Source organism: Pseudomonas sp. H1_G08, assembly GCF_054681355.1.
Genome location: NZ_CP162822.1, coordinates 5,669,668 through 5,694,554, shown reverse-complemented (window position 1 = coordinate 5,694,554; position 24,887 = coordinate 5,669,668). Strand labels below are relative to the sequence as shown.

Genomic DNA, 24,887 nt, shown 5'->3' with positions numbered 1-24,887 from the left:
CCTTCAACGCCAACCATGTGGGCGCCCAGTATGCCGCGATCCGCCCTCACCGCGCGATCACTTGCCGCGATTGAGTCGCCGCAGGTCGCCCAGCACCGATTCCAGTGCGCGGTCGAACAGCAAGGTGTCATCCAGTGCGCGCGCGGCGCCACGGCTGAAAGCCAAGGCGAGGTCGGTGCGGCTGTGCTCCAGCACTTTCGTCCCGGTGCGGTCGACGAAGACATATTTGCCGGTCTCTTCGATGATCGCGGCGAGTTTGCAACGCAAGGTCTGTTCCTCGTCTGCGTCGAACACCACCCAGTTGCCCACACGCAACTGCTCGACCTGAGACAGACCGGCATCGTCTTGCGCCAGGCGCGGCGCCGGGGTCGCTGCTGCCTGGTCGGCACTGTGCTGCAAGACCTCGGGCGTGACTTCGATCAGCGGCATGGCGCTGTGCTCGGCATCGTCGGAACGTTCCAGCACGCGTACGTGCAGAGCCTCCAGTTCGCTGAAAAATTCGCTGGTGGCAAACGGGTCGAACGCGGTGCTGCTCAGGCCATCGCGCAGCGACTTGAGCAAACCCGGCACCAGTGCCAGCAGGCGCAGGCTGGATTCGCCGTCGTCATGGCGCTGCACGCTCCAGACCAACTGTTCCATGGTCTGCACATCGGCATGCCATTCGGCGGACTGATCGCCGTGCTTGAGGCAGGTCAGCAACAGCACTTTGCTCCAGGCCTGCTGGACGAAACTCACCACCGTCGCCGGCAGCACTTTGCCCAGTAGCGCCTGTTGCAACGCCTGCGCGACACGCCGCTGAGCCAGCTCGGCCTTCGCCCGGCCTTCCTCGGCGTCCCGCAAGCGTTGTTCCAGCAGTTCGGTGCGGCGGCGCTCTTCCTGAGTGAAGGCGAGGAAGTCGGCGAGCAGTTCGGAGAAGATCGCCGGGTCATCCACAAAATCACTCAGCAAGCGCTGCACCACTTGTTCGATGCGCACGTATAGGTTGTCGCGCTCAGCGCCGTCGCAATCGCTCCAGCCCATTGCGGCCTCGGCGATTTCGTTGAGCAGGCGCCGCGCCGGGTGCGTGCTGCGGCTGAAGAAACTCTTGTCCAACACCGCAACCTTGAGCATCGGAATCTGCAATCGGCCGATCAGCGCCTTGAGCGCATCGGGCACATTGCGATCGTCGAGGATGCAGTCGAAGACCATGGCGATCAGGTTGATCACATCTTCGTCGGCAGTCGCGACAATGCGTGAGCGGCCACTTCGGACGCTGACTCGGGTCAGCAACTGTTCGAGCTGATGACGCAGATCGAAATCTTCCTGAGCCTCCAGCGCCGGTACGTATTGCTGCAAGTGCGACAACAACCGCAGCAGGTCGCGGGTGTTGATCGGATGCGCCGGGGCGCCGGGCTCCAGGGTCGGTGTGACGCGGCCGCGGACCTGGGCGAGCAATTGCTGCATCGCTGCGAACACTTCCTCGATGCCTTCGTCCGCTGGCGGCTCGTCGAGATCTTCAATCAATGTGTCGCTGTCCGCAGGCTCGACCATGCGACGAGCCACGGCGGGTTTCAGATGTGGCAACACGCCGGTGGCGAGCAACAACTGATTGGCCTCGCCATACAACTGTTCGGTGTCAGCCAGCACATAGCGTTCGAACAGCTTGAGCAGGATCAGCTTGACCTTGATCTCGACGCCGAGGTTACGTCCGGCCTGCAGGAAATATTCGCAGAGCATGGCCGGACTCAGCGGATTGTGCTGATCGTCCAGACGCTTGCCGAGCATCGAGCTGAAGCGTGCGGTGAGTTGATCGAGAGCGAAGCCGTCGCGCTTGAGCACACGGCTGACCATGGTCTGCACGGCGACGGTACGCTCCATGGCATCGGTGCGCGGCGCCGACTCTTCGACCACCGGCGTGCGTGGCAGTGTGTTGGCGGCGGGGTCGTATTGGGTAAGGCCGGCGAAGGCTTCAAAGAACAGTTCCAGAAAGCCGCGCTCGATGTTTTTGCGTTTGAGGCGCAGGTCGCGCATGGCTTCGAAAAAAATGTTCTGATCGACGTCGTTGCGCGCCCGGTCGGCCATTTCGAACAGCGTGTCGTCAGCGTTATCGAACAATTCCTGCAAATCGTGGCGCAGTTGCTGCGCAGCCTTGTCGCGAACCTGCAGCAGAATCACCGGCAAGCGGGCAAGCGGCGAGTGGTCCGCCAAATCGGCAGTCGCCCGGTGCAAAGGCACCACTTTCCCGTCGTTGCGCATCCAAGCCTCCTGGAACGGTGATTCGGTTCGTCGCTTTGACACTGCCCAACTGGACTCGTTCGTCAAAGCCATGACGTCAAATACAAGGCGGATTATCTGGCAAAACAGGCCGGCGATGCTATAGGCCTCAGGGTTTCCCCTATACGCCACACCTCGCACTCAGCGCAGGAAAATCGACCAGATGCGTCAGGCACGAACGTTCTCGCCTTGGGTTGGCTCGCGCCCTGCCCCTATAATCGAACCACTTTGTTTGTGGAGTCCGTTATGCCGAATCTACGTCTCGCCGATCTGACCGCCGAAATCGAAAACAACGTGCGCCGTGCGTTGCTCGAAGACGTCGGCAGCGGCGACATCACCGCGCAACTGATCCCGGCCGAACGCCTGGCCAAAGCCACCATCATCACCCGTGACGACGCGGTCATCTGCGGCACCGCGTGGGTCGATGCGGTGTTTCGCCAGCTCGATCCGCGCGTGGCGGTGCATTGGCAAGTGGTCGACGGCCAGCGGGTCAAAGCCAATCAGCCGCTGTTTCACCTGGAAGGCCCGGCTCGCTCACTGCTGACCGGTGAACGCAGCGCGTTGAACTTCCTGCAGTTGCTGTCTGGCGTGGCGACGCGCGCGCAGTACCTGGCGGACTTCGTCGGTGAAACGCAGGTCAAGTTGCTCGACACCCGTAAAACCCTGCCCGGCCTGCGCTTGGCTCAGAAATATGCGGTGACCTGCGGCGGCTGTCACAACCACCGGATCGGTCTGTACGACGCCTTCCTGATCAAGGAAAACCACATTGCCGCCAGCGGAGGCATCGCCGAAGCCGTGGCCGCCGCACACAAGATCGCCCCGGGCAAACCGGTGGAAATCGAAGTGGAAAGTCTTGAGGAATTGAAGCAAGCGCTGGAAGCCGGCGCCGACATCATCATGCTCGACGAACTGAGCCTGGATGACATGCGCGAAGCCGTACGCCTGACGGCCGGCAAAGCAAAACTGGAAGCCAGCGGCGGCATCAACGAAAGCACGCTGCTGCCGATCGCCGAAACGGGCGTGGATTACATCTCGATCGGCGCGATGACCAAGGATGTCAAAGCGGTGGATCTGTCGATGCGACTGAGTCTCTGAGCTACAAGCTGCAAGCTACAAGCTACAAGCTACAAGCTGAGCGATTCTGCTTCGACTTGTAGCTTGCAGCTTGAAACTTGAAGCTCTCGTCATACGACGAGATTGTTCATCTCGCAGTACTCTTCCCACTCGACACCCAAGACTTCCGCCGCTTCCTTGTGCAGCACGAGGCGCTGCGCCTCGAACTCTTCCGGCGAGCTCGTGTACTTGAGCGTCAGCTCCCACGGCTGCAAGCCCTGCGCTTCGGCTTCGTCTTCGAAGGCCCACTGGATCTGGTCTTTTTGATCATCGGGACTCAGGTCCTTGATCTCATCCTTCAGGTCCGGCACATCCAGAAGGTATTTTTCCAGCGCTTGTTCGTGGCGTTGCTCTTGGGTCAATTCAGTCATGGGGTTCTCGCTGATCTTAGGAATGGAGGATGGATCTGGATCATCAAGGATCTCTCTGACGCAGGAAGCCATTGGAAGCTCGGTTTTTCCTGGCCTTCAGGACCATTCGTGGATCATATGAAAACAACGGTGCTTGCTTGTCTGGTACGAAGGAATCCTAACAGAGACGCAAGCCAGTGCAACCGGGGGAATGAAATGAAGGGTGGTATGCGCTTGGTTACAGTTTCCGGTTTCCATGCGCGAAATTCACTGCGTATAAATCCTCGCCATCGCCTTTGAGGTCAAGGCGAACGAAACCTTCACATTGACCGCCCAAAAACAGGCAACTATATTCAGTTGCAATCATAGGCCAGCATGTCAAAGACTGAAAAACTTCTCGCCAAACTTGCCAACGGCCAAAGCGCATTCACATGGTCCGAGCTTGTCACTCTGTTGGCGCGTCTTGGTTACTCTCAGCTGGAAGGATCCGGTAGCAGGATCAAATTCGACAACGGGAATCCGAGCGCAATGATCAACCTGCACAAGCCACATCCCGGAAATGAAATCAAAACATACGCAAGACGCCAGATTATCGAGCAACTGAAAACAGGAGGCCTGATTCCATGAGTTCCCAGCTGCACTACAAAGGCTATGTTGGCTCTATCGAGGCGAGCACGGAAGATAAGTGCCTGTTCGGAAAACTCCTTTTCATCAGGGCGCTGGTTAATTATGAAGGACAAACGGTGGCTGAACTGGAAGCAGCCTTTCGCGAGGCGGTAGATGACTATTTACAAACCTGTCAGCAGCTCGGGCAGAAGCCTGAAATCCCATGCAAAGGATCGTTCAATGTTCGCATAGGTCACGATCTGCATTTAGCAGCGGCTCTGGCGGCAACCCGTCAAAATGTGTCGTTGAATGATCTGACACGTCAAGCACTGAACGAATACCTCCAACACCACGCATAAAACCGAAGGCGAAAATTTTTTGCCCGAGACAGGAATCGAACCTGCGACCTTCGCGTTACGAGTGCGCTGCTCTACCGGCTGAGCTACACGGGCGGTGGGCTAAACCTAGCACCGGTCTCGAGCTCCGGCAAATTTGTGGGTTGTCTGATGGTTTTCTTTTGAGAACCACATTTGTGGCGAGGGGATAAATCCCCTCGCCACAATTTCTTTATTTCAGATAAAAAAATGCCCCCGCCGTTTGCACGGCGGGGGCATCTTCATTGCGCTAAAGCGTTGGGGCGATTAAACGCCCGAAGCCTTGGCAGCTGCCACGTCTTTGATGGACAGCTTGATACGGCCGCGGTTGTCCACGTCCAGTACCAGCACTTCCACTTCCTGGCCTTCTTTCAGGATGTCGGTCACTTTCTCAACGCGAGCGTCGCTCAGCATCGAGATGTGCACCAGACCGTCCTTGCCCGGCAGGATGTTGACGAATGCGCCGAAGTCGACGATGCGCTCAACCTTGCCGACGTAGATCTTGCCGATCTCGGCTTCTGCCGTGATGCTCAGAACGCGCTGACGCGCTGCTTCTGCGGCATCCTTGGTTTCGCCGAAGATCTTGATCGAACCGTCGTCTTCGATGTCGATCGAAGCCTTGGTTTCTTCGCAGATCGCACGGATGGTCGCGCCACCTTTACCGATAACGTCACGGATCTTGTCGGTGTCGATCTTCATCGCGATCATGGTCGGAGCGTTGGCCGACAGTTCGGTACGCGACTGGCCAATGATCTGGTTCATCTGGCCGAGGATGTTCAGGCGCGCTTCAAGGGCCTGGCCCAGAGCGATTTCCATGATCTCTTCGGTGATGCCCTTGATCTTGATGTCCATCTGCAGCGCAGTAACGCCTTTGGCGGTACCGGCTACCTTGAAGTCCATGTCGCCCAGGTGATCTTCGTCGCCGAGGATGTCGGTCAGGACGGCGAACTTCTCGCCTTCTTTAACCAGACCCATGGCGATACCGGCCACCGGTGCCTTCATCGGTACACCAGCGTCCATCAGTGCCAGGGAAGCACCGCACACGGAAGCCATCGAGCTCGAACCGTTGGATTCGGTGATTTCCGACACCACGCGGATGGTGTACGGGAACACGTCAGCGGCTGGCAGCATGGCCGAAACCGAACGACGGGCCAGACGGCCGTGACCGATTTCGCGACGACCGGCGCCACCCATGCGACCACACTCGCCTACCGAGAACGGCGGGAAGTTGTAGTGCAGCATGAACGGGTCTTTCTTTTCGCCTTCCAGGGTGTCCAGCAGTTGCGCGTCACGGGCGGTGCCCAGTGTTGCAACAACCAGTGCCTGGGTCTCGCCACGGGTGAACAGAGCCGAACCGTGAGTCTTCGGCAGAACGCCGACTTCGATGTTCAGCGGACGTACAGTCTTGGTGTCGCGACCGTCGATACGTGGCTTGCCGTTGACGATGTTTTCGCGAACGGTGCGGTATTCGATTTCGCCGAAGGCTGCTTTGACTTCAGCAGCGCTTGGCTGGCCTTCTTCACCGGACAGCTTGGCGACCACTTGGTCCTTCAGCTCACCCAGGCGAGCGTAACGGTCGGCCTTGATGGTGATGGTGTAAGCCTGGGAGATCGCTTCGCCGAACTCGGCACGGATAGCGCCCAGCAGTTCGGTGGCTTCTGGCGCAGGAGCCCAGTTCCAGGTTGGCTTGGCGGCTTCGGCAGCCAGTTCTTTAACAGCGTTGATCACAACCTGGAATTCGTCGTGAGCGAACAGTACCGCACCCAGCATCTGGTCTTCGGTCAGCTCTTTGGCTTCCGATTCAACCATCAGCACGGCGTCGGAAGTACCGGCAACGACCATGTCCAGGCTCGAAGCGGCCTGCTGCTCGTAAGTCGGGTTCAGCAGGTAGCCGGTGCTTTCGTGGAAAGCCACGCGAGCGGCGCCGATCGGGCCGTCGAACGGAATGCCGGAAATGGCCAGGGCTGCCGAGGTACCGATCATCGCAGCGATGTCCGGATCGGTCTTCTTGCTGGTGGAAACGACGGTGCAGACAACCTGCACTTCGTTCATGAAGCCTTCTGGGAACAGCGGACGGATCGGACGGTCGATCAGTCGGGAAGTCAGGGTTTCTTTCTCGGAAGGACGGCCTTCACGCTTGAAGAAACCGCCAGGGATCTTACCGGCAGCGTAAGTCTTCTCCTGGTAATGAACGGACAGAGGGAAGAAGCCCTTGCCCGGATCGGCTTGCTTTGCACCGACAACAGTCACCAACACGCTGACGTCGTCGTCAACGGTGACCAATACTGCGCCGGAGGCCTGACGGGCGATACGGCCTGTCTCGAGGGTAACGGTCGATTGACCGAACTGGAATTTTTTGATTACCGGGTTCACGGTGTCCTACCTTCTTTGTGGCTCTTGGGGGAAACGGTTTCTTGCGAATTCTTGGGCAATCTCGGGAATCGGCCCGATGGCAATTGTCCGGGTGCTACAGGTAAAGCCATGCTGCAGATAAAACTTGAGGCTGGGAGCCTGCAAGACGCCAGCGGAAAACCGCTGACGCCCGACAGACCACCAACCTCATAGCGCAATCGCTGATTAGCGACGCAGACCCAGGCGAGCGATCAGCGCGGCGTACCGGCTTACGTCCTTGCCTTTCAGGTAGTCCAGCAGCTTGCGACGCTGGTTAACCATGCGGATCAGACCACGACGGGAGTGGTGATCTTTACCGTTGGCCTTGAAGTGACCTTGCAGTTTGTTGATGTTGGCGGTCAGCAGTGCAACCTGCACTTCTGGCGAACCAGTGTCACCAACAGCTTGCTGGTAGTCAGCAACGATTTGAGCTTTTTCTTGAACGTCGAGAGCCATGAGGCAATCCTTCCTTATCAGGAAACTGTTTCAGGGAAACAGCTTCAACAGGCCAGGGACAAATCCCTGTATCAATAAATGAGTAGTGACCATGCCTGTTAACAGCCACACTCGCCGGCCCGCTTAACGCAGACCGGTTCCGGTCATTCTGACCGAATCAAGCGACGCGGCGCGATGCGCCCGTCTTCGCTCACTTCACCGATACCGATGAAGCGACCATTGTGATCCTGTACTCGTACCATGCCGAACTTCGGTGCATCCGGGGCACGTACCGGCTGGCCGTTGAGCCAGTAGAACGCGCTCGCTTCCGAGAAGTGCAGCAACGGCCAATCCTGCAGGCCGCTGTCCGATGGCATCAGGAAGCGATCGATCGCTTCGTTGCCGCCTTCGGCATGTACCGCTTCCAGCTCTTCGAGAGTAACAGTCTGCGCCAGGGTGAAAGGCCCGGCCTGGGTCCGACGCAATTCTGCGACGTACGCACCACAACCGAGTTGCTCACCGATATCCTCCACCAGGGTCCGAATATAGGTGCCCTTGCTGCAGTCCACCGCAAGCCGCGCAGTATCGCCTTCGAAGGCCAGCAATTCCAAGCGCGCAATAGTAACAGAACGCGGTTCGCGCTCCACTACTTCGCCTGCACGTGCCAGTTTGTACAGCGGCTGGCCATCACGCTTGAGTGCCGAGTACATCGGCGGTATCTGACTGATTTGCCCACGAAATTTCGGCAGAACCGCTTCGACATCGGCGCGACCAACGGTCACCGGACGCTCCTGCAAAACCTCGCCTTCGGCATCGGCCGTGGTGGTGGTCTTGCCCAGTTGCGCCAGAGTCTCGTAGCCCTTGTCGGAATCGAGCAGGTATTGCGAGAACTTGGTCGCCTCGCCGAAGCACAGCGGCAACACGCCGGTGGCCAACGGGTCGAGGCTGCCGGTGTGCCCGGCCTTCTCGGCATTGAGCAGCCAGCGTACCTTCTGCAATGCCGCGTTGGAGGTGAACCCCAACGGCTTGTCTAGCAGAATGATGCCGCTGACGTTACGACGGATACGTTTGACCTGAGCCACCGAATTACTCCTTGGTGTCTTCAGGTGCAGGAGCGGCAACGTGCTGATTGTCTTCAGCGACGGCGCGCTCGATCAGCGCCGACAGGTGCGCGCCACGCACGACGGATTCGTCGTAGTGGAAGTGCAGTTGCGGCACGCTGCGCAGCTTCATTTCGCGGGCCAATTGCATGCGCAGGAAGCCTGCGGCGGCATTGAGCACCTTGATGCTTTGCGCGATGTCTTCAGCGTTGTCCTGACCCATCACGGTAATGAAAATCTTCGCGTGACCGACGTCACGGGACACTTCCACAGCGGTGATGGTGACCAGGCCGACGCGCGGGTCTTTGACTTCGCGACGGATCAGTTGCGCCAGCTCGCGCTGCATCTGATCGCCGATACGTTGGGTACGGCTGTATTCTTTTGCCATGATTTGTTACCTGTTACTGCCCAGCGGTGAAACCCGCAAGGTCTGAAAGCGGCAAACGCCCGGCCTGACAAAAGCCAGACCGGGCGTTGCGTTTAGAGTCCGGACGCTGTGCCGTGCATTTGCATGCTACGGCCCATCGTGGCCCTTGAAGTGCGCGAGTCAGAGGCTGCGAGCAACCTGAACCTTCTCGAAGACTTCGATCTTGTCGCCGACTTTGACGTCGTTGTAGCTCTTCACGCCGATACCGCATTCCATGCCGGCACGTACTTCGGAAGCGTCATCCTTGAAGCGGCGCAGGGATTCCAGCTCGCCTTCGAAGATAACGATGTCTTCACGCAGTACACGGATCGGACGGTTACGGTGCACGACACCTTCGATCACCATGCAACCGGCGATCGCGCCAAACTTCGGCGAACGGAACACGTCACGCACTTCGGCGACACCCAGGATGTTCTCGCGAACATCGCTGCCGAGCATGCCGGTCAGGGCTTTCTTGACGTCTTCGATGATGTCGTAGATCACGTTGTAGTAACGCATATCCAGACCTTCCTGCTCGACGATCTTGCGAGCGCCGGCATCGGCACGCACGTTGAAGCCGAACAGTACAGCGTTGGAAGCCAGTGCCAGGTTGGCGTCGGATTCGGTGATACCACCGACACCGCCACCCACGACGCGCACTTGTACTTCGTCGTTGCCCAGGCCATTCAAGGCACCGTTCAACGCTTCCAGCGAACCACGGACGTCGGATTTGAGGACGATGTTGAGCGTCTTCTTCTCGGCCTGACCCATGTTTTCGAAGATGTTTTCCAGCTTGCCGGCGTGAGCGCGAGCCAGTTTGACTTCGCGGAACTTGCCTTGACGGAACAGAGCCACTTCACGGGCTTTCTTCTCGTCGGCAACCACGCTCATCTCGTCGCCAGCGTCCGGGGTACCGTCCAGGCCGAGGATCTCGACAGGGATGGATGGACCGGCTTCCTTGATCGGCTTGCCGTTCTCGTCGAGCATGGCACGTACACGGCCGTAGTTCGAACCGACCAGGACCATGTCGCCTTGACGCAGCGTACCGTCCTGAACCAGCACGGTTGCCACCGGGCCACGACCCTTGTCGAGACGCGATTCAACCACCACACCACGGCCAGGAGCCGACGGTGTAGCTTTCAGTTCGAGAACTTCGGCCTGCAGCAGAACGGCTTCAAGCAGCTCGTCCACGCCAGTACCCATCTTCGCCGAAACCGGAACGAATGGTGTGTCGCCACCCCAGTCTTCGGAAGTCACGCCGTGAACCGACAGTTCGCTGCGGATGCGATCGAGATCAGCGCCCGGCTTGTCGATCTTGTTCACTGCTACCACCAGCGGCACGCCAGCTGCCTGAGCATGCTGAACCGCTTCGATGGTTTGCGGCATCACGCCGTCGTCCGCTGCAACCACGAGGATCACGATGTCGGTCGCCTTGGCACCACGGGCACGCATTGCGGTAAACGCAGCGTGACCCGGGGTGTCGAGGAAAGTGACCATGCCGCGATCAGTCTCAACGTGGTATGCACCGATGTGCTGGGTGATACCGCCGGCTTCGCCAGCAGCTACCTTGGCACGACGGATGTAGTCGAGCAGGGAAGTCTTACCGTGGTCAACGTGGCCCATTACGGTCACGACTGGTGCACGGGAGAACGACTCACCCTCAAACTTCAGGGACTCGGCCAGGGAATCTTCCAGAGCGGTGTCGCTGACCAGGGTCACTTTGTGGCCCAGTTCTTCGGCTACCAGTTGAGCAGTTTCCTGATCAAGCACCTGGTTGATGGTCGCTGGGGTACCCAGTTTGAACATGAACTTGATGATTTCAGCCGCTTTGACCGACATCTGATTGGCCAGATCGCCAACCGTGATGGTCTCGCCGATCTGCACATCACGCACGACAGGGCCGGTCGGGCTCTGGAAACCGTGGGCGTTGCGCTTCTTCAGCTTGGCCTTGCCGCGACCACCACGACGGAAGCCATCGCTTTCTTCGTCGGTAGTGCGTGGCGCCACACGTGGTGCCGGGGCTTTTTCTTTGACCGATGCGCGATGCGGAGCGTTTTTGCGCTCGCCATCACCGCCACCGCTGCGACGATTGTTATCGTCGGCACGTGGCTTGTCCGGACGGCGCTGTTCGTTCTGCTTGTTGCGAACGTCAGCCGATGGAGCAGGAGCAGCAGCCACCGGTGCGCTTTCGCGAACAGGTTCGGCAGCAGCCGGTGCAGCAACGGCGTCGCTGGCAGCGGTTTGCGCAGCAGCAGGCTGGCGACGCGCTTCTTCTTCGGCGCGCTGCTTGGCTTCTTCTTCAGCCTTCTGACGGGCAGCATTTTCTACTGCGCGACGCTCATCCAGTTCACGCTTGCGCTCGGCTTCGATTTCTTCCGGGCTGCGCTGTACGAAAACTTTCTTCTTGCGAACTTCAACGCTGATGCTCTTGCTACCAGCCACACGCAGGGTGCTGGTGGTTTTACGCTGCAGCGTGATCTTGCGTGGTTCTTCCACTTTCGCCTTGTGACTGCTCTTCAAGTGAGTCAGCAGGGATTGCTTCTCACTGTCAGTCACATTTTCGTCGGCGGCGGTGTGCGGCAGACCTGCCTCACGCATCTGCTGCAACAGGCGCTCTACCGGTGTTTTGACCTCATCGGCCAGTTGTTTCACCGTGACTTGCGTCATGCACTTCTCTCCTCAGGCCGCGCCTAATTACTCGAACCAGTGGGCTCGGGCGGCCATGATCAACTTGCCGGCACGATCATCGTCAATGCCGTCGATGTCGAGCAGGTCGTCAATAGACTGCTCGGCCAGGTCTTCGCGGGTAATTACGCCGCGCACCGCCAGTTCCATCGCCAAATCCTTGTCCATACCCTCAAGCGAGAGCAGGTCTTCGGCCGGATGGGCGTCTGCCAGCTTTTCCTCAGTAGCGATGGCTTTGGTCAACAAGCGATCCTTGGCGCGAGCACGAAGCTCGTTGACGATGTCCTCGTCAAAGCCGTCGATGTTGAGCATTTCCTCCACCGGTACGTAGGCAATCTCTTCCAGGCTGGTGAAGCCTTCATCTACCAGCACCTGAGCCAGTTCTTCGTCGACTTCCAGCTCGTCGATGAAGTTGCGCAGGATGTCGCCGGTTTCTGCTTGCTGCTTAGCCTGGATGTCCGATTCGGTCATCACGTTCAGGGTCCAGCCAGTCAACTGGCTCGCCAGACGCACGTTCTGACCACCGCGACCGATGGCCTGAGCCAGATTGTCTGCGCCAACGGCGATGTCCATGGCATGGGCATCTTCGTCAACGATAATTGCCGCAACCTCGGCCGGGGACATGGCGTTGATAACGAACTGGGCCGGGTTGTCGTCCCACAGCACGATATCAACACGCTCACCGCCCAACTCACCCGATACCGCCTGGACGCGCGAACCGCGCATACCGATGCAGGCACCTTGCGGGTCGATGCGCTTGTCCTTGGAGCGGACAGCGATCTTGGCACGCGAACCCGGATCACGGGAGGCGGCCATGACCTCGATGAGGCCTTCGGCGATTTCCGGCACTTCGATACGGAACAGCTCGATCAGCATTTCCGGCGCGGTACGCGACAGGATCAGCTGCGGGCCGCGGTTCTCGGTGCGGATTTCCTTGAGCAGCGCACGCAGACGCACGCCGACACGGAAGGTTTCGCGAGAAATGATGTCTTCACGGGCCAGCAATGCTTCAGCATTGTTGCCCAGATCGACGATCACGTTGTCGCGGGTAACTTTTTTCACGGTGCCGGAGATGATTTCTCCCAGGCGCTCGCGATAGGCGTCGACCACTTGAGCGCGCTCGGCTTCGCGAACTTTCTGCACGATGACCTGCTTGGCAGTCTGTGCAGCGATGCGGCCGAACTCGATGGATTCGATTTTCTCTTCGACGACGTCACCGACCTTGGCACCAGGATGCGTTTCGGCAACCTTGCTTGGCCAGGTCTCGATGGCCGGATCGTCGAGATCATTCTCTTCGACGACCGTCCAGCGACGGAAGGTTTCGTAAGAACCGGTGTGGCGGTTGATTTCCACACGCAGGTCCACTTCGTCTTCAAAACGCTTTTTGGTAGCAGTGGCCAGAGCCAGCTCCAGCGCTTCAAAAATTACGCTTGCCGGTACACCCTTTTCATTGGATACCGACTCAACAACCAGCAGTACTTCTTTGCTCATCGTACGCCTCGCCTTTCGCAAGCCATTGGATCCGCGGGATCCGCGTCTCAGTCAAAACTGGGAATAATGTTGGCCTTGTCGATCATATCGATCGGCAACAGGAACTCGTGGTCTTCTACCTGCACCACGACGTCCTGCTCTTCTACACCGCGCAGAAGGCCCTGAAAGTTGCGTCGACCTTCGAAAGGCGAGCGCAGCTTGATCTTCACTTGTTCACCGGCAAATTTGGCAAACTGCTCAAGAGTGAACAGCGGGCGCTCCATGCCAGGCGAGGAAACTTCAAGGGTGTATTCAACGGAGATTGGATCTTCAACATCCAGGACACCGCTGATCTGACGGCTGACAATGGCGCAGTCGTCCACCAGCACGCCACCCTCTTTATCGATATAAACGCGCAACATCGAGTGCCGACCCTGAGCCGAAAACTCGATACCCCAGCATTCATAGCCCAGGGCCACGACCACCGGGGCCAGCAAGGCCTGCAACTCTTCTAGCTTGCTCGACACCTGAACCCCCTAGTGCATGATATGTGCATGCTTTGCAAAATAAAAAAATGGGCATAACGCCCATCCTTGAAACGCCGTCGAACAGCGGCGTTGAAAGTATCCAGCTAACAAAAAGCCCCTTAAAAGGGGCTCCTTAAACTGGTTGCGGGGGCCGGATTTGAACCGACGACCTTCGGGTTATGAGCCCGACGAGCTACCAGACTGCTCCACCCCGCGACAAAGCTGGGGCGGAAGTATACGACCGATCCCTTATAGGGTCAATGTAACCTTCCACCTGCAAGAAAGCCCGCAACAGCGGGCTCTCCTGACTAATTGGTACCGAGAAGGGGACTCGAACCCCTACACCCTATGGGCACAACCACCTCAAGGTTGCGTGTCTACCAATTCCACCACCTCGGCAATACTACGTTTGAAACCCTTCTTACTTCTGCTCTTGAGCTGGAGGCACGTCAGTCGCTGGAGTAGCCGACTTTTGCTCTTGAAGCACCGGGACATCATCAGAAGCCGGTTGTTGCTTAGGTACTTCCAACACTGCTGGATCTGGAAGACCTGCTTGAGTCAGCTGATGAGCTTTCTCTTTAGCAAAGTAACCTAACCCCAAGCTGGTTATGAAGAAACCGGCGGCAAGTATAGCAGTAAACTTACTAAGAAAGGTAGAGGAACCTTGGCTTCCGAACACAGTATTTGAAGCACCTGCTCCGAAAGACGCGCCAGCGTCCGCACCCTTACCCTGCTGCAGCAAAACCAGAGCAACTACGCCCAATGCACCCAGCAGATGAAAAACGACTACGACTGTTTCCAGCATTTTTTCAGTTTCCCGCGGCGCGACAAATCGCACCGAACTCATCTGCATTCAGGGAAGCTCCACCAATGAGCCCCCCATCGATATCCGGCATGCCGAACAGTTCGACCGCATTGGCCGCCTTCACGCTGCCGCCGTATAGAAGCCGCACACCTCGTGCGACTTCAGAATTCTCTGCCGCCAACTGCTCGCGAATGGCCTTATGCACATCCTGAGCCTGTTGCGGCGTTGCAGTCAGCCCGGTACCAATGGCCCAGACCGGCTCGTATGCAATCACTGCCTTGGCAAAGGCACCGACACCCAGCTCCTCGATGATGCTGCCCAGCTGACGCCCGACAACTTCAAGAGTTTTTCCGGCTTCGCGCTGCTCGAGGGTTTCCCCTACACACAACACCGGAGTCAAGCCACATGCCTGTGCCGCTGCGAACTTGCGATTCAGCATCCCGTCTCGCTCGCCCATAATCTGGCGGCGTTCGGAGTGCCCGACAAGCACCAGGGAACAACCTGCATCCACCAGTTGGCTGGGAGCAATCTCACCAGTCAACGCACCTTGCATGGCTTCCACCGCAGAATTCTGCGCGCCGACCGAAATCGACTTGCCTTTCAAGCCATCAATCACTTGATTGATATACAAGCAAGGCGGGAACACCGCGACATCAACACCGCTAGGCAAGGCCAGATGACGAAGGCCGTTGATCAGCTCAGCGACGCTGGCGCGGGTACCGTGCATCTTCCAGTTACCAGCTACCATAGGGCGACGCATGCTGTACCTCGTCGGTCAAAGTGGGCGCAGATGTTACCCAACACAATCATGGCTTGCAAGCCGTATCAGGCAGAAACTTCGGTTACCAGTTTTGCCAGCTCTTCGGCATAGCCGCGAACCTGGTTTTCGTCCTCGCCTTCGACCATTACGCGCACCAGAGGCTCTGTGCCGGACTTGCGCAGAAGCACGCGACCGCGCCCCGCCATCGCCTGAGTTACACGGGCACTGGCTTCCTTGACAGCCGGATGCTCCAGCGGGCTTTCACCGCCGCCAAAGCGAACGTTGATCAGCACCTGAGGGCACTTGCGCAACGCCTGCCGGGTTTGTGCCAAGCCTTCGTTGCGGGATTTCAGAGCCATCAACACTTGCAAGGCCGCGATGATCGCGTCGCCCGTGGTGGTGTGATTGAAGCAGACCACATGCCCGGAGTTTTCCCCACCAACGAGCCAGTTGCGCTCTTGCAGTTCGGCAATCACGTAGCGGTCACCGACATTGGCGCGAACGAACGGGATCGACAGATCCGCAAGGGCCAGTTCGAGACCAAGATTGCTCATCAACGTACCGACGACGCCACCCTGCAACTTGCCACGCTCATGCAGATCGCGGGCAATGATAAACAGCAGGTCGTCACCATCAACAATGGCGCCGGTGTGATCGACCATCAATACCCGATCACCATCACCGTCGAAGGCGATACCCAGGTCCGCATGCTCAGCCAGAACGGCGGCCTGCAATGGGCCCATATGCGTGGAACCGCAGTTATCGTTGATGTTCAACCCATTCGGCTGGGCAGATAGCACGACAACTTCGGCACCCAGCTCACGGAAGACGCTCGGTGCAACCTTGTAAGTCGCACCATGCGCGCAGTCGATGACGATCTTCAGGCCGGCGAAATTGGAGCCAGTAGGAACGCTGCTTTTGCAGAACTCGATGTAGCGACCCGATGCGTCATTGATTCGCGACACCTTGCCGATCTTGCTCGACTCGACAACGGTCATCGGCGTGTCGAGCAATTCTTCGATCATCAACTCCAACTCATCCGGCAGCTTGGTGCCTTTACCGGAGAAGAACTTGATGCCGTTGTCATCATGCGGGTTGTGCGAGGCACTTATCACGATACCGGCTTCAGCCTGGAACGTACGCGACAGATAAGCGATGGCAGGCGTCGGCATCGGGCCGAGCAGCATCACATCGGCGCCCGCCGAGGTCAGCCCGGCCTCGAGTGCCGATTCGAACATATAACCGGAGATCCGCGTGTCCTTGCCGACCAGCACCTTGCAGGCCCCCATCTTGCGGAAAGCCATACCAGCCGCCCAGCCGAGCTTGAGCATGAAGTCAGGCGTGATCGGGTATTCACCAACACGACCGCGAATGCCGTCGGTACCAAAATATTTCTTGCTCATAAGTGCTCCATCATTCTTATTCGGCTGATTCAACGGCCGCAATCATTCGCACAACATCGACGGTTTCCGCCACATCGTGGACGCGCAATATACGTGCGCCTTTAACTGACGCCAGCGCCGCCAGCGCCAGTCCGCCGTGCAGGCGCTCGCCCACGGGACGGTTCAACGCGTGGCCAATCATACTCTTGCGCGAAACACCTACCAGCAATGGCCGCCCCAGCGCATGCAGGGCCTCCATGTGTTTGAACAAGCTTAGATTGTGCTGCAGGGTCTTGGCGAAGCCGAAGCCGGGATCAAGAATGATCCGCTCGGCAGGAATGCCCGCCTGGGCGCACTGATCCATGCGCTCGGCGAGAAACTCGCCGACCTCGCGGGTGACATCCTGATACTGCGGATTATCCTGCATATCGCCCGGTTCGCCGAGCATGTGCATGAGGCAGACCGGCAATCCGGTAGCCGCCGCCGCATCCAGCGCACCATCGCGACGCAACGAACGCACATCGTTGATCAGGCCGGCACCGAGCCGTGCGGTTTCGCGCATGACTGCCGGGGTGGAAGTATCGACCGAGATGATCACATCCAGCTCGCGATTGATCAGCTCGACAATCGGCGCGACGCGCTCGAGCTCCTCCAGAGGAGAAACCGCTCGCGCGCCTGGCCGGGTCGATTCGCCGCCGACATCAATCAACGTCGCGCCAGCCAGCACCATCGCTTCGGCATGGCGCAAAGCCGCATCGAGCTGGCTATAGCGGCCGCCGTCGGAAAAGGAATCAGGAGTGACATTGAGAATGCCCATGACATGCGTCTGGGCCAAATCAAGAACCCGGTTGCCACAAGGCAACCGGGTCAGGGACTGTACAGAAGTCATTTCAAGCCTTAAACGTCAGCAGCCGGACCGCCAATCGGTTTTTCCGGACGCTCATCCTGCACGACAGGCGGCGGAGGCGTACCGGTGCCACCCGACCAGTCGCGAGGTTCGCGAGGTGTGCGGCCGGCCATGATGTCGTCAATCTGCTCGGCATCGATGGTTTCGTACTTCATCAGCGCATCAGCCATGGCATCCAGCTTGTCACGGTTATCCGTGAGGATCTGCTTGGCGGTGCCGTAGCACTGATCAATGATGCTGCGCACTTCGGAGTCGATCAGTTTGGCTGTCTCACCGGAGAAGCTGGCAGCCTGACCACCACCACCGCGACCGAGGAACACTTCGCCTTCTTCTTCGGCGTACATCAGCGGACCGAGTTTTTCCGACAGACCCCATTTCGTCACCATGTTCCGGGCAATCTGACTTGCACGCATGATGTCGTTGGAGGCCCCGGTAGTCACACCATCGAAGCCCAGGGTCATTTCTTCAGCGATACGGCCACCGTACAACGAGCAGATCTGGCTGATCAGCGCACGTTTGGACAGGCTGTAGCGATCTTCTTCCGGCAGGAACATGGTCACACCCAGCGCACGACCGCGCGGGATGATCGATACCTTGTAGACCGGATCATGCTCAGGAACAACGCGACCGACAATGGCATGGCCAGCTTCGTGGTAGGCCGTGTTCTGCTTTTCTTTCTCGGACATGACCATGGATTTGCGCTCGGCGCCCATCATGATCTTGTCTTTCGCCAGTTCGAACTCTTTCATCTCGACGATACGCTTGCCGCTACGGGCAGCGAACAGCGACGCTTCGTTGACCAGGTTGGCCAGGTCAGCACCGGAGAAGCCCGGAGTACCACGCGCGATCACTGCCGGAGCAACGTCGTCGCCCATTGGCACTTTGCGCATGTGGACTTTGAGAATCTGCTCGCGACCGCGAATGTCTGGCAAGCCAACCACCACCTGACGGTCGAAACGGCCCGGACGCAGCAGCGCAGGGTCGAGTACGTCCGGACGGTTGGTCGCAGCAATCACGATGATGCCGTCATTCATTTCGAAGCCGTCCATCTCTACCAGCAACTGGTTGAGAGTCTGCTCACGTTCGTCGTGACCGCCACCCATGCCGGCGCCACGATGGCGACCTACGGCATCGATTTCGTCGATGAAGATGATGCAAGGGGCATGTTTCTTGGCCTGCTCGAACATGTCACGGACGCGGCTCGCGCCGACACCGACGAACATTTCAACGAAGTCAGAACCGGAAATGGTGAAGAACGGCACTTTCGCTTCGCCGGCAATTGCCTTGGCCAGCAAGGTTTTACCGGTACCCGGTGGGCCGACCATCAATACGCCGCGCGGAATACGACCGCCCAGACGCTGGAATTTGCCCGGATCGCGCAGGAACTCAACCAGCTCGCCGACTTCTTCCTTGGCTTCGTCGCAACCGGCAACGTCAGCCAAAGTGGTTTTCACCTGATCTTCAGAGAGCAGGCGCGCCTTGCTCTTGCCGAAGCTCATCGGCCCGCCCTTGCCACCGGCACCACCCTGCATCTGGCGCATGAAGAACATGAACACCGCGATGATCACCAGGATCGGGAAGCTGGCTACCAGAAGCTGAGTCCAGATGCTTTGCTGTTCAGGCTGCTTGCCTTCAACCACAACGTGATTGTCGACCAGATCGCCGATCAGGCCATTGTCCTGAATTGCCGGACGAATGGTCTTGAAGCTGTCGCCATCGGTGCGCTTGCCGGTAATCACATAGCCGTCAACGGCTACGCGCTCGACCTTGCCATCCTTGACCTGCTGGATGAAGTCGGAATAGTTGAGGGTCTGCGGCTCGTTAGGGCTGGAGAAGTTGTTCATCACCGTCACCAGGACTGCCGCGATGATCAACCACAGGATCAGATTCTTTGCCATATCGTTCAATTAACTACCCTCTGAAGCAAGCTCCGCTACTGGCGCGCGCTTCGCATGATATTCACCGGCCTAACTTACTACATTACCTACAACTCTGGCAGGCGCCGTCTGTAACCCTTTGTGAAACACTTTCTACACAATATTCGCTTATGCCTGCAGAGCGAAATATGAAAAACCTATCGCCCCGCCGAAAAACCTCGTTTCAGGCATCACCACCGCGATAACCCCAGGCCAGCATGTACTGCTCTCGGGAGCTGCCACGGGAAGAGTCTGGCTTGATCATCTGGATCTTGTCGAATTTCTTCCGAGCATCCTTCAGATAAACGTCGAACCCTTCGCCCTGGAAAATCTTGATGACGAAGTTGCCACCGGGCTTGAGGATCCGTTCCGCCAGGTCCAGCGCCAGCTCGCACAGGAACATGGCCTTGGGCATATCCACTTCGGGCGTACCACTCATATTGGGGGCCATATCGGAAATCACAAGGTCCACCTGCGAATTACCCACAGCCTCAAGGATTTGAGCCAGCACCGAGTCCTCAGTGAAGTCACCTTGAATGAAGGTCACGTCCGGAATGCCGTCCATTTCAAGAATGTCCGAAGCGATCAGACGCCCCTGACCACCGATCAGCCGACTGGTGACTTGCGACCAGCCACCCGGCGCCGCGCCGAGGTCGACCACGCTCATGCCCGGACGGATGAGTTTGTATTTTTCCTGGATCTCCAGAAGCTTGTAACTTGCACGCGAGCGGTAGCCATCCTTCTGCGCCTGCTTCACATAAGGATCGTTGACATGTCTTTTCAGCCAACCAAGGCTTGTCTTGGAACGCGCCATTGGGCACCTCGATGATTAGGGTCGTGATTAGTTGGGCGGATCCACGAACCCTCGGGTAAAATGGCCGCCATTTTACAGAATCCAGACGAAAGGGTCAGATTATGCCGCTCACTCCAGAGCAGAAGAAACAGTACAAATCCATCGGCCACCACCTCAAACCAGTGTTGACGGTGGCGGACAACGGTTTGACTGAAGGTGTTTTAGCCGAACTTGAACGCGCCTTGGCCGATCACGAGCTGATCAAGATCAAGCTCAATATCCTTGATCGCGAGTCGCGCCTCGCGCACATCGCCGAGCTGTGCAAGGTCGGCAAAGCGGACCTGGTTCAGGTCATCGGCAAGATGGCTCTGGTCTACCGCAAGAACTTCAGCGTCAACAAGCAGCTGTCGAACGTTCATCGCTTCAAGTGATGCGCAGGGTCAAGGGTGTGCTTCGCGCACCCTGCCACCCCATCCCGGCACCGGCTGCATGACCAGCACCAGCCCGGAAAAACCCAGCACCAGATAACTGAATACCTGCCAGCGCTGCGCATCCGGCCAGCCGACACGCACGGCGACATACATCGCGCACGCGTACAACGCCATCAACAGCACCTGCCCGCGAAAATCCCGCCATAGACTGGCAAGGCCCTCGGCCTGTACCAGCACCAAAGCCTGAAAGATCACGCACAGAGCGGCGAATCCCACCACCAGCACTTCGAAAGCACTGGCCACTTCGTCGATCAACAGCGGCGCCAGACCGATCCGGCCCAGCGCCGGCTGCAAACCGACATGAATCAACCATAGCCCACCGACCCAAAGCATCTGGGTCAGTTGCCAAAGCATGGCGCCCGCATGCAGCGGGCGCCTTCTTTCAGATGTGACGAACTTCGACAATCTCGTACTCGATCACGCCGCTTGGCGTTTTGACGGCGACAACGTCACCCTCTTCCTTGCCAATCAAGGCGCGGGCCAGCGGCGAACCGACGGAGATCTTGCCGAGTTTGAAGTCAGCCTCATCCTCACCCACGATGTGGTAAGTGACGCTTTCATCAGTCTCGACGTTGGCGATCTCGACGGTGGTACCGAAAATCACTTTACCGGTGTGAGGAATGGTCGTGACGTCGATGATGACCTGATTCTGAATCCGGCCCTCGATATCACGAATACGCGCTTCGACCATGCCTTGCTGTTCGCGGGCAGCATGGTATTCAGCGTTTTCCTTCAAGTCACCCAACTCGCGGGCCGTACCGATGTCCTGGCTGAGCTTCGGACGGACGACCTTGGTCAGGTGAGCATGCTCCTCTTCCAGGGCGCGAGCGCCCTGAACAGTCATTGGGTACTTGGTTATGCTCATGCCTTCAATCCTGCGTGTAGATCCTGCAAGCGGCGCACGGTCTTTTCCGGACCGAACTTCAGCGCTTCGCAGATCGCTTCGCCCGCAGCAATAGTGGTGGTGCAGTAGATCTTGTGCTGCAGGGCGTTGCGACGAATGGAGTACGAATCGGCGATCGACTGACGACCCTCGGTGGTGTTGATGATCAGCGTGACTTCGTCATTCTTGATCATGTCGACCACGTGCGGACGACCCTCGGTCACCTTGTTCACGCGGCGCACTTTCAGGCCTGCGGCTTCGATCAGCTTGGCAGTGCCGGCAGTGGCGACCACTTCGAAGCCCAAGTTGATCAGATCACGGGCCACGCCTGCAACCAGTGGCTTGTCGTCATCGCGCACGCTGATGAACGCGGTACCGCCGGTCGGCAGAACTTCGCTGGCACCCATCTGCGCCTTGGCGAATGCTTCGCCGAAGGTATCGCCGACACCCATCACTTCACCGGTCGACTTCATCTCTGGGCCGAGGATCGGGTCAACGCCAGGGAACTTGGCGAACGGGAACACCGCTTCTTTAACGCTGTAGAAGTTCGGGATGATTTCTTTGGTGAAGCCGATTTCCTTCAGGGTCTTACCGGCCATCACGCGCGCAGCGATCATGGCCAGGGAAACACCGATGCACTTGGAAACGAACGGCACGGTACGCGAGGCGCGCGGGTTGACTTCGATGACGTAGATGTCTTCGCCCTGCAAGGCCAATTGCACGTTCATCAGGCCGACAACACCCAGCTCCAGGGCCATTTTCTTGACCTGTTCGCGCATCTCGTCCTGGATGTGCGCTGGCAGCGAGTACGGCGGCAGCGAGCACGCGGAGTCACCGGAGTGAACGCCCGCCTGTTCGATGTGCTGCATGATCGCACCGATCACTACATCTTTGCCGTCGCAGACCGCATCCACGTCCATTTCGATGGCGCAGTTGAGGAAGTGGTCGAGCAGCACCGGGCTGTCGTTGGACACTTGCACCGCGTCACGCAGATAGCGCTTGAGTTCGTCTTCCTTGTATACGATTTCCATCGCACGGCCGCCCAACACGTAGGACGGGCGCACCACCAGCGGATAACCGATCTTCGCCGCAGCACGAACGGCTTCATCTTCGCTGCGCACAGTGGCGTTTGGCGGCTGACGCAGGTTCAGGCGCTCGACCATTTGCTGGAAGCGCTCGCGATCTTCGGCGCGGTCGATCGCGTCAGGGCTAGTGCCGATGATCGGCACGCCAGCAGCTTCCAGAGCACGAGCCAGTTTCAGCGGAGTCTGGCCGCCGTACTGGACGATCACGCCTTTCGGCTTCTCGACGCGGCAGATTTCCAGTACGTCTTCCAGGGTTACCGGCTCGAAGTACAGACGGTCGGAAGTGTCGTAGTCGGTGGAAACGGTTTCCGGGTTGCAGTTGACCATGATGGTTTCGTAGCCGTCTTCGCGCAGGGCGAGCGCAGCGTGAACGCAGCAGTAGTCGAACTCGATGCCCTGGCCGATACGGTTCGGACCGCCACCCAGAATCATGATCTTGTCGCGACCCGACGGTGCTGCCTCGCACTCTTCCTCGTAGGTCGAGTACAGGTAAGCGGTGTCGGTAGCGAACTCGGCGGCGCAGGTGTCAACGCGCTTGTAGACCGGGAACACTTCCAGCTTCTGACGATGCGTACGCAGGTTTTTCTCGGTGACGCCCAGCAGTTTCGCCAGACGCTGATCAGAGAAGCCTTTGCGCTTGAGCTTGAACATCAGGTCGCGGTCGATCGAGGACAGACCGAGGGTCTTGACCTTCTCTTCGTCCTTGATCAGGTCTTCGATCTGCACCAGGAACCACGGGTCGATCATGTTCATGCCGAAGATGTCTTCGACCGACAGACCGGCGCGGAAGGCGTCAGCCACGTACCAGATACGCTCGGCGCCCGGCACGGTCAGTTCGCGCTTGAGCACGCTCATGCTGTCCGGGTTGCTCAGATCGAGCTTCTCGTCCAGACCGCAAACGCCGACTTCCAGACCGCGCAGGGCTTTCTGCAGGGATTCCTGGAAGGTCCGGCCGATGGCCATGACTTCACCGACCGACTTCATTTGCGTGGTCAGGCGTGCGTCAGCCTTGGCGAATTTCTCGAAGGCGAAGCGTGGCAGCTTGGTGACGACGTAGTCGATCGACGGTTCGAAGGACGCCGGGGTCTTGCCGCCGGTGATGTCGTTCGACAGCTCATCAAGGGTGTAACCCACAGCCAGTTTGGCCGCGACCTTGGCGATCGGGAAACCGGTGGCTTTCGAAGCCAGTGCCGAGGAACGCGATACACGCGGGTTCATTTCGATCACGACCATACGGCCAGTGTTCGGGCAGATACCGAATTGAACGTTGGAACCACCGGTCTCGACGCCGATCTCGCGCAGTACCGCCAGCGAGGCGTTACGCAGGATCTGGTATTCCTTGTCGGTCAGGGTTTGTGCTGGAGCAACGGTGATCGAGTCACCGGTGTGCACGCCCATCGGGTCGAAGTTTTCGATCGAGCAGACGATGATGCAGTTGTCCTTTTTGTCGCGGACAACTTCCATCTCATATTCTTTCCAGCCGATCAGCGATTCGTCGATCAGCAGCTCTTTGGTCGGCGAAAGGTCCAGACCACGGGCGCAGATTTCTTCGAACTCTTCACGGTTGTAAGCGATACCGCCACCAGTGCCGCCCATGGTGAAGGACGGACGGATGATGCACGGGAAGCCGAGGGTTTCGAGGACCGCGTTGGCCTCTTCCATGCTGTGGGCAATGCCGGAACGCGGGCAGGCCAAGCCGATGGACTTCATCGCCTTGTCGAAACGCGAACGGTCTTCAGCCTTGTCGATGGTGTCGGCGTTGGCACCGATCATCTCTACGCCGAACTTCTCGAGAACGCCTTCGCGCTCCAGGTCCAGGGCGCAGTTCAGGGCGGTCTGGCCGCCCATGGTTGGCAGCACGGCGTCCGGACGCTCTTTTTCGATGATCTTGGCCACGGTCTGCCACTTGATCGGTTCGATGTAGGTGGCGTCGGCCATGTCCGGGTCGGTCATGATGGTGGCCGGGTTGGAGTTCACCAGGATGACGCGGTAACCCTCTTCGCGCAGGGCCTTGCAGGCCTGGGCGCCGGAGTAGTCGAATTCGCAGGCCTGGCCGATCACGATCGGGCCAGCGCCGAGAATCAGGATGCTTTTAATGTCTGTACGTTTTGGCATGGTTTGTCACTCAAATCCGCAGGTCAGTCGGCAAGCCGTC

General features: G+C 58.4%; 22 protein-coding genes and 3 tRNA genes. 4 read left to right on the top strand and 21 right to left on the bottom strand.

The window, feature by feature from the left end; all coding sequences use genetic code 11:
- Window positions 1–57: 57 nt before the first annotated feature.
- A complete protein-coding gene (locus AB4N85_RS25675) occupies window positions 58–2,235 on the bottom strand; it encodes a DUF1631 domain-containing protein (protein ID WP_236169290.1) in 2,178 nt (725 codons plus the stop codon).
- Window positions 2,236–2,499: 264 nt separating this feature from the next.
- On the opposite strand from AB4N85_RS25675, the gene nadC reads away from it, so the two are divergent.
- Window positions 2,500–3,348, top strand: a complete 849-nt coding sequence (gene nadC, locus AB4N85_RS25670; RefSeq protein ID WP_016771747.1) for a carboxylating nicotinate-nucleotide diphosphorylase — start codon at window positions 2,500–2,502, stop codon at window positions 3,346–3,348.
- An 89-nt stretch (window positions 3,349–3,437) separates the two neighbouring features.
- Here the strand turns inward: nadC and AB4N85_RS25665 are convergent, their stop codons facing one another.
- A complete protein-coding gene (locus tag AB4N85_RS25665) occupies window positions 3,438–3,737 on the bottom strand; it encodes a DUF6388 family protein (RefSeq protein ID WP_041477935.1) in 300 nt (99 codons plus the stop codon).
- Window positions 3,738–4,091: 354 nt separating this feature from the next.
- On the opposite strand from AB4N85_RS25665, the gene AB4N85_RS25660 reads away from it, so the two are divergent.
- Together AB4N85_RS25660 and AB4N85_RS25655 are read left to right on the top strand one after the other, a co-directional pair.
- On the top strand, window positions 4,092–4,343 hold the full coding sequence (locus AB4N85_RS25660) for a type II toxin-antitoxin system HicA family toxin (RefSeq protein WP_252868787.1): 252 nt from the start codon (window positions 4,092–4,094) through the stop codon (window positions 4,341–4,343).
- Window positions 4,340–4,681: a type II toxin-antitoxin system HicB family antitoxin gene (locus AB4N85_RS25655; protein WP_056782875.1), complete on the top strand. Its 342-nt coding sequence runs from the start codon at window positions 4,340–4,342 to the stop codon at window positions 4,679–4,681. The genes AB4N85_RS25660 and AB4N85_RS25655 overlap by 4 nt, the downstream gene beginning before the upstream one ends.
- Before the next feature lie 20 nt (window positions 4,682–4,701).
- Here AB4N85_RS25655 and AB4N85_RS25650 read toward each other — a convergent pair.
- From AB4N85_RS25650 to rlmE, 16 genes are all read right to left on the bottom strand, one after another.
- Window positions 4,702–4,774 (bottom strand) — tRNA-Thr (locus AB4N85_RS25650).
- Window positions 4,775–4,963: 189 nt separating this feature from the next.
- On the bottom strand, window positions 4,964–7,069 hold the full coding sequence (gene pnp, locus AB4N85_RS25645) for a polyribonucleotide nucleotidyltransferase (protein WP_024011572.1): 2,106 nt from the start codon (window positions 7,067–7,069) through the stop codon (window positions 4,964–4,966).
- A 204-nt stretch (window positions 7,070–7,273) separates the two neighbouring features.
- Complete coding sequence (gene rpsO, locus AB4N85_RS25640) at window positions 7,274–7,543, bottom strand: 30S ribosomal protein S15 (protein WP_016771751.1); 270 nt, start codon at window positions 7,541–7,543, stop codon at window positions 7,274–7,276.
- Between the two features lie 143 nt (window positions 7,544–7,686).
- Entirely contained in the window at window positions 7,687–8,604 is a 918-nt protein-coding gene (gene truB, locus AB4N85_RS25635) for a tRNA pseudouridine(55) synthase TruB (RefSeq protein ID WP_150636060.1), read from the bottom strand.
- A 4-nt stretch (window positions 8,605–8,608) separates the two neighbouring features.
- Complete coding sequence (gene rbfA / locus AB4N85_RS25630; RefSeq protein ID WP_016771753.1) at window positions 8,609–9,010, bottom strand: 30S ribosome-binding factor RbfA; 402 nt, start codon at window positions 9,008–9,010, stop codon at window positions 8,609–8,611.
- A gap of 159 nt (window positions 9,011–9,169) precedes the next feature.
- Window positions 9,170–11,695, bottom strand: a complete 2,526-nt coding sequence (gene infB / locus AB4N85_RS25625; protein ID WP_041477933.1) for a translation initiation factor IF-2 — start codon at window positions 11,693–11,695, stop codon at window positions 9,170–9,172.
- A 27-nt stretch (window positions 11,696–11,722) separates the two neighbouring features.
- Window positions 11,723–13,204: a transcription termination factor NusA gene (nusA, locus tag AB4N85_RS25620; RefSeq protein WP_024011569.1), complete on the bottom strand. Its 1,482-nt coding sequence runs from the start codon at window positions 13,202–13,204 to the stop codon at window positions 11,723–11,725.
- A gap of 47 nt (window positions 13,205–13,251) precedes the next feature.
- Window positions 13,252–13,710 carry a ribosome maturation factor RimP gene (gene rimP, locus AB4N85_RS25615; protein ID WP_007973115.1) on the bottom strand — a complete coding sequence of 153 codons (459 nt, stop codon included), beginning with the start codon at window positions 13,708–13,710 and terminating at the stop codon, window positions 13,252–13,254.
- 139 nt (window positions 13,711–13,849) lie between these two features.
- A tRNA-Met gene (locus tag AB4N85_RS25610) sits at window positions 13,850–13,926 on the bottom strand.
- Between the two features lie 97 nt (window positions 13,927–14,023).
- A tRNA-Leu gene (locus tag AB4N85_RS25605) sits at window positions 14,024–14,109 on the bottom strand.
- A 22-nt stretch (window positions 14,110–14,131) separates the two neighbouring features.
- Complete coding sequence (gene secG / locus AB4N85_RS25600; protein WP_016771756.1) at window positions 14,132–14,515, bottom strand: preprotein translocase subunit SecG; 384 nt, start codon at window positions 14,513–14,515, stop codon at window positions 14,132–14,134.
- Window positions 14,516–14,519: 4 nt separating this feature from the next.
- Window positions 14,520–15,275, bottom strand: a complete 756-nt coding sequence (tpiA, locus tag AB4N85_RS25595) for a triose-phosphate isomerase (RefSeq protein ID WP_056782873.1) — start codon at window positions 15,273–15,275, stop codon at window positions 14,520–14,522.
- A gap of 65 nt (window positions 15,276–15,340) precedes the next feature.
- The gene (gene glmM, locus AB4N85_RS25590; protein WP_041477931.1) at window positions 15,341–16,678 is read right to left on the bottom strand and encodes a phosphoglucosamine mutase; all 1,338 of its coding nucleotides are present in this window, start codon (window positions 16,676–16,678) and stop codon (window positions 15,341–15,343) included.
- A gap of 16 nt (window positions 16,679–16,694) precedes the next feature.
- Window positions 16,695–17,546 (bottom strand): dihydropteroate synthase, encoded by an 852-nt coding sequence (folP, locus tag AB4N85_RS25585; protein ID WP_056782869.1) that lies wholly within the window; start codon window positions 17,544–17,546, stop codon window positions 16,695–16,697.
- 8 nt (window positions 17,547–17,554) lie between these two features.
- Window positions 17,555–19,462 carry an ATP-dependent zinc metalloprotease FtsH gene (ftsH, locus tag AB4N85_RS25580; RefSeq protein ID WP_016771759.1) on the bottom strand — a complete coding sequence of 636 codons (1,908 nt, stop codon included), beginning with the start codon at window positions 19,460–19,462 and terminating at the stop codon, window positions 17,555–17,557.
- Between the two features lie 202 nt (window positions 19,463–19,664).
- Window positions 19,665–20,294 (bottom strand): 23S rRNA (uridine(2552)-2'-O)-methyltransferase RlmE, encoded by a 630-nt coding sequence (rlmE, locus tag AB4N85_RS25575; RefSeq protein ID WP_056782866.1) that lies wholly within the window; start codon window positions 20,292–20,294, stop codon window positions 19,665–19,667.
- A 101-nt stretch (window positions 20,295–20,395) separates the two neighbouring features.
- Here rlmE and AB4N85_RS25570 point away from each other — a divergent pair, with 101 nt between their 5' ends.
- Window positions 20,396–20,704 (top strand): YhbY family RNA-binding protein, encoded by a 309-nt coding sequence (locus AB4N85_RS25570; RefSeq protein WP_003221534.1) that lies wholly within the window; start codon window positions 20,396–20,398, stop codon window positions 20,702–20,704.
- A 9-nt stretch (window positions 20,705–20,713) separates the two neighbouring features.
- Here the strand turns inward: AB4N85_RS25570 and AB4N85_RS25565 are convergent, their stop codons facing one another.
- Genes AB4N85_RS25565 through carB form a run of 3 tightly spaced genes read right to left on the bottom strand, consistent with a single transcriptional unit; the run spans window position 20,714 to window position 24,847 of the window.
- Window positions 20,714–21,118, bottom strand: a complete 405-nt coding sequence (locus tag AB4N85_RS25565) for an MFS transporter (RefSeq protein WP_150636055.1) — start codon at window positions 21,116–21,118, stop codon at window positions 20,714–20,716.
- A 28-nt stretch (window positions 21,119–21,146) separates the two neighbouring features.
- Window positions 21,147–21,623, bottom strand: a complete 477-nt coding sequence (gene greA, locus AB4N85_RS25560; protein ID WP_038861135.1) for a transcription elongation factor GreA — start codon at window positions 21,621–21,623, stop codon at window positions 21,147–21,149.
- A gap of 2 nt (window positions 21,624–21,625) precedes the next feature.
- Window positions 21,626–24,847: a carbamoyl-phosphate synthase large subunit gene (gene carB, locus AB4N85_RS25555; protein ID WP_016771764.1), complete on the bottom strand. Its 3,222-nt coding sequence runs from the start codon at window positions 24,845–24,847 to the stop codon at window positions 21,626–21,628.
- Between the last annotated feature and the right edge of the window lie 40 nt (window positions 24,848–24,887).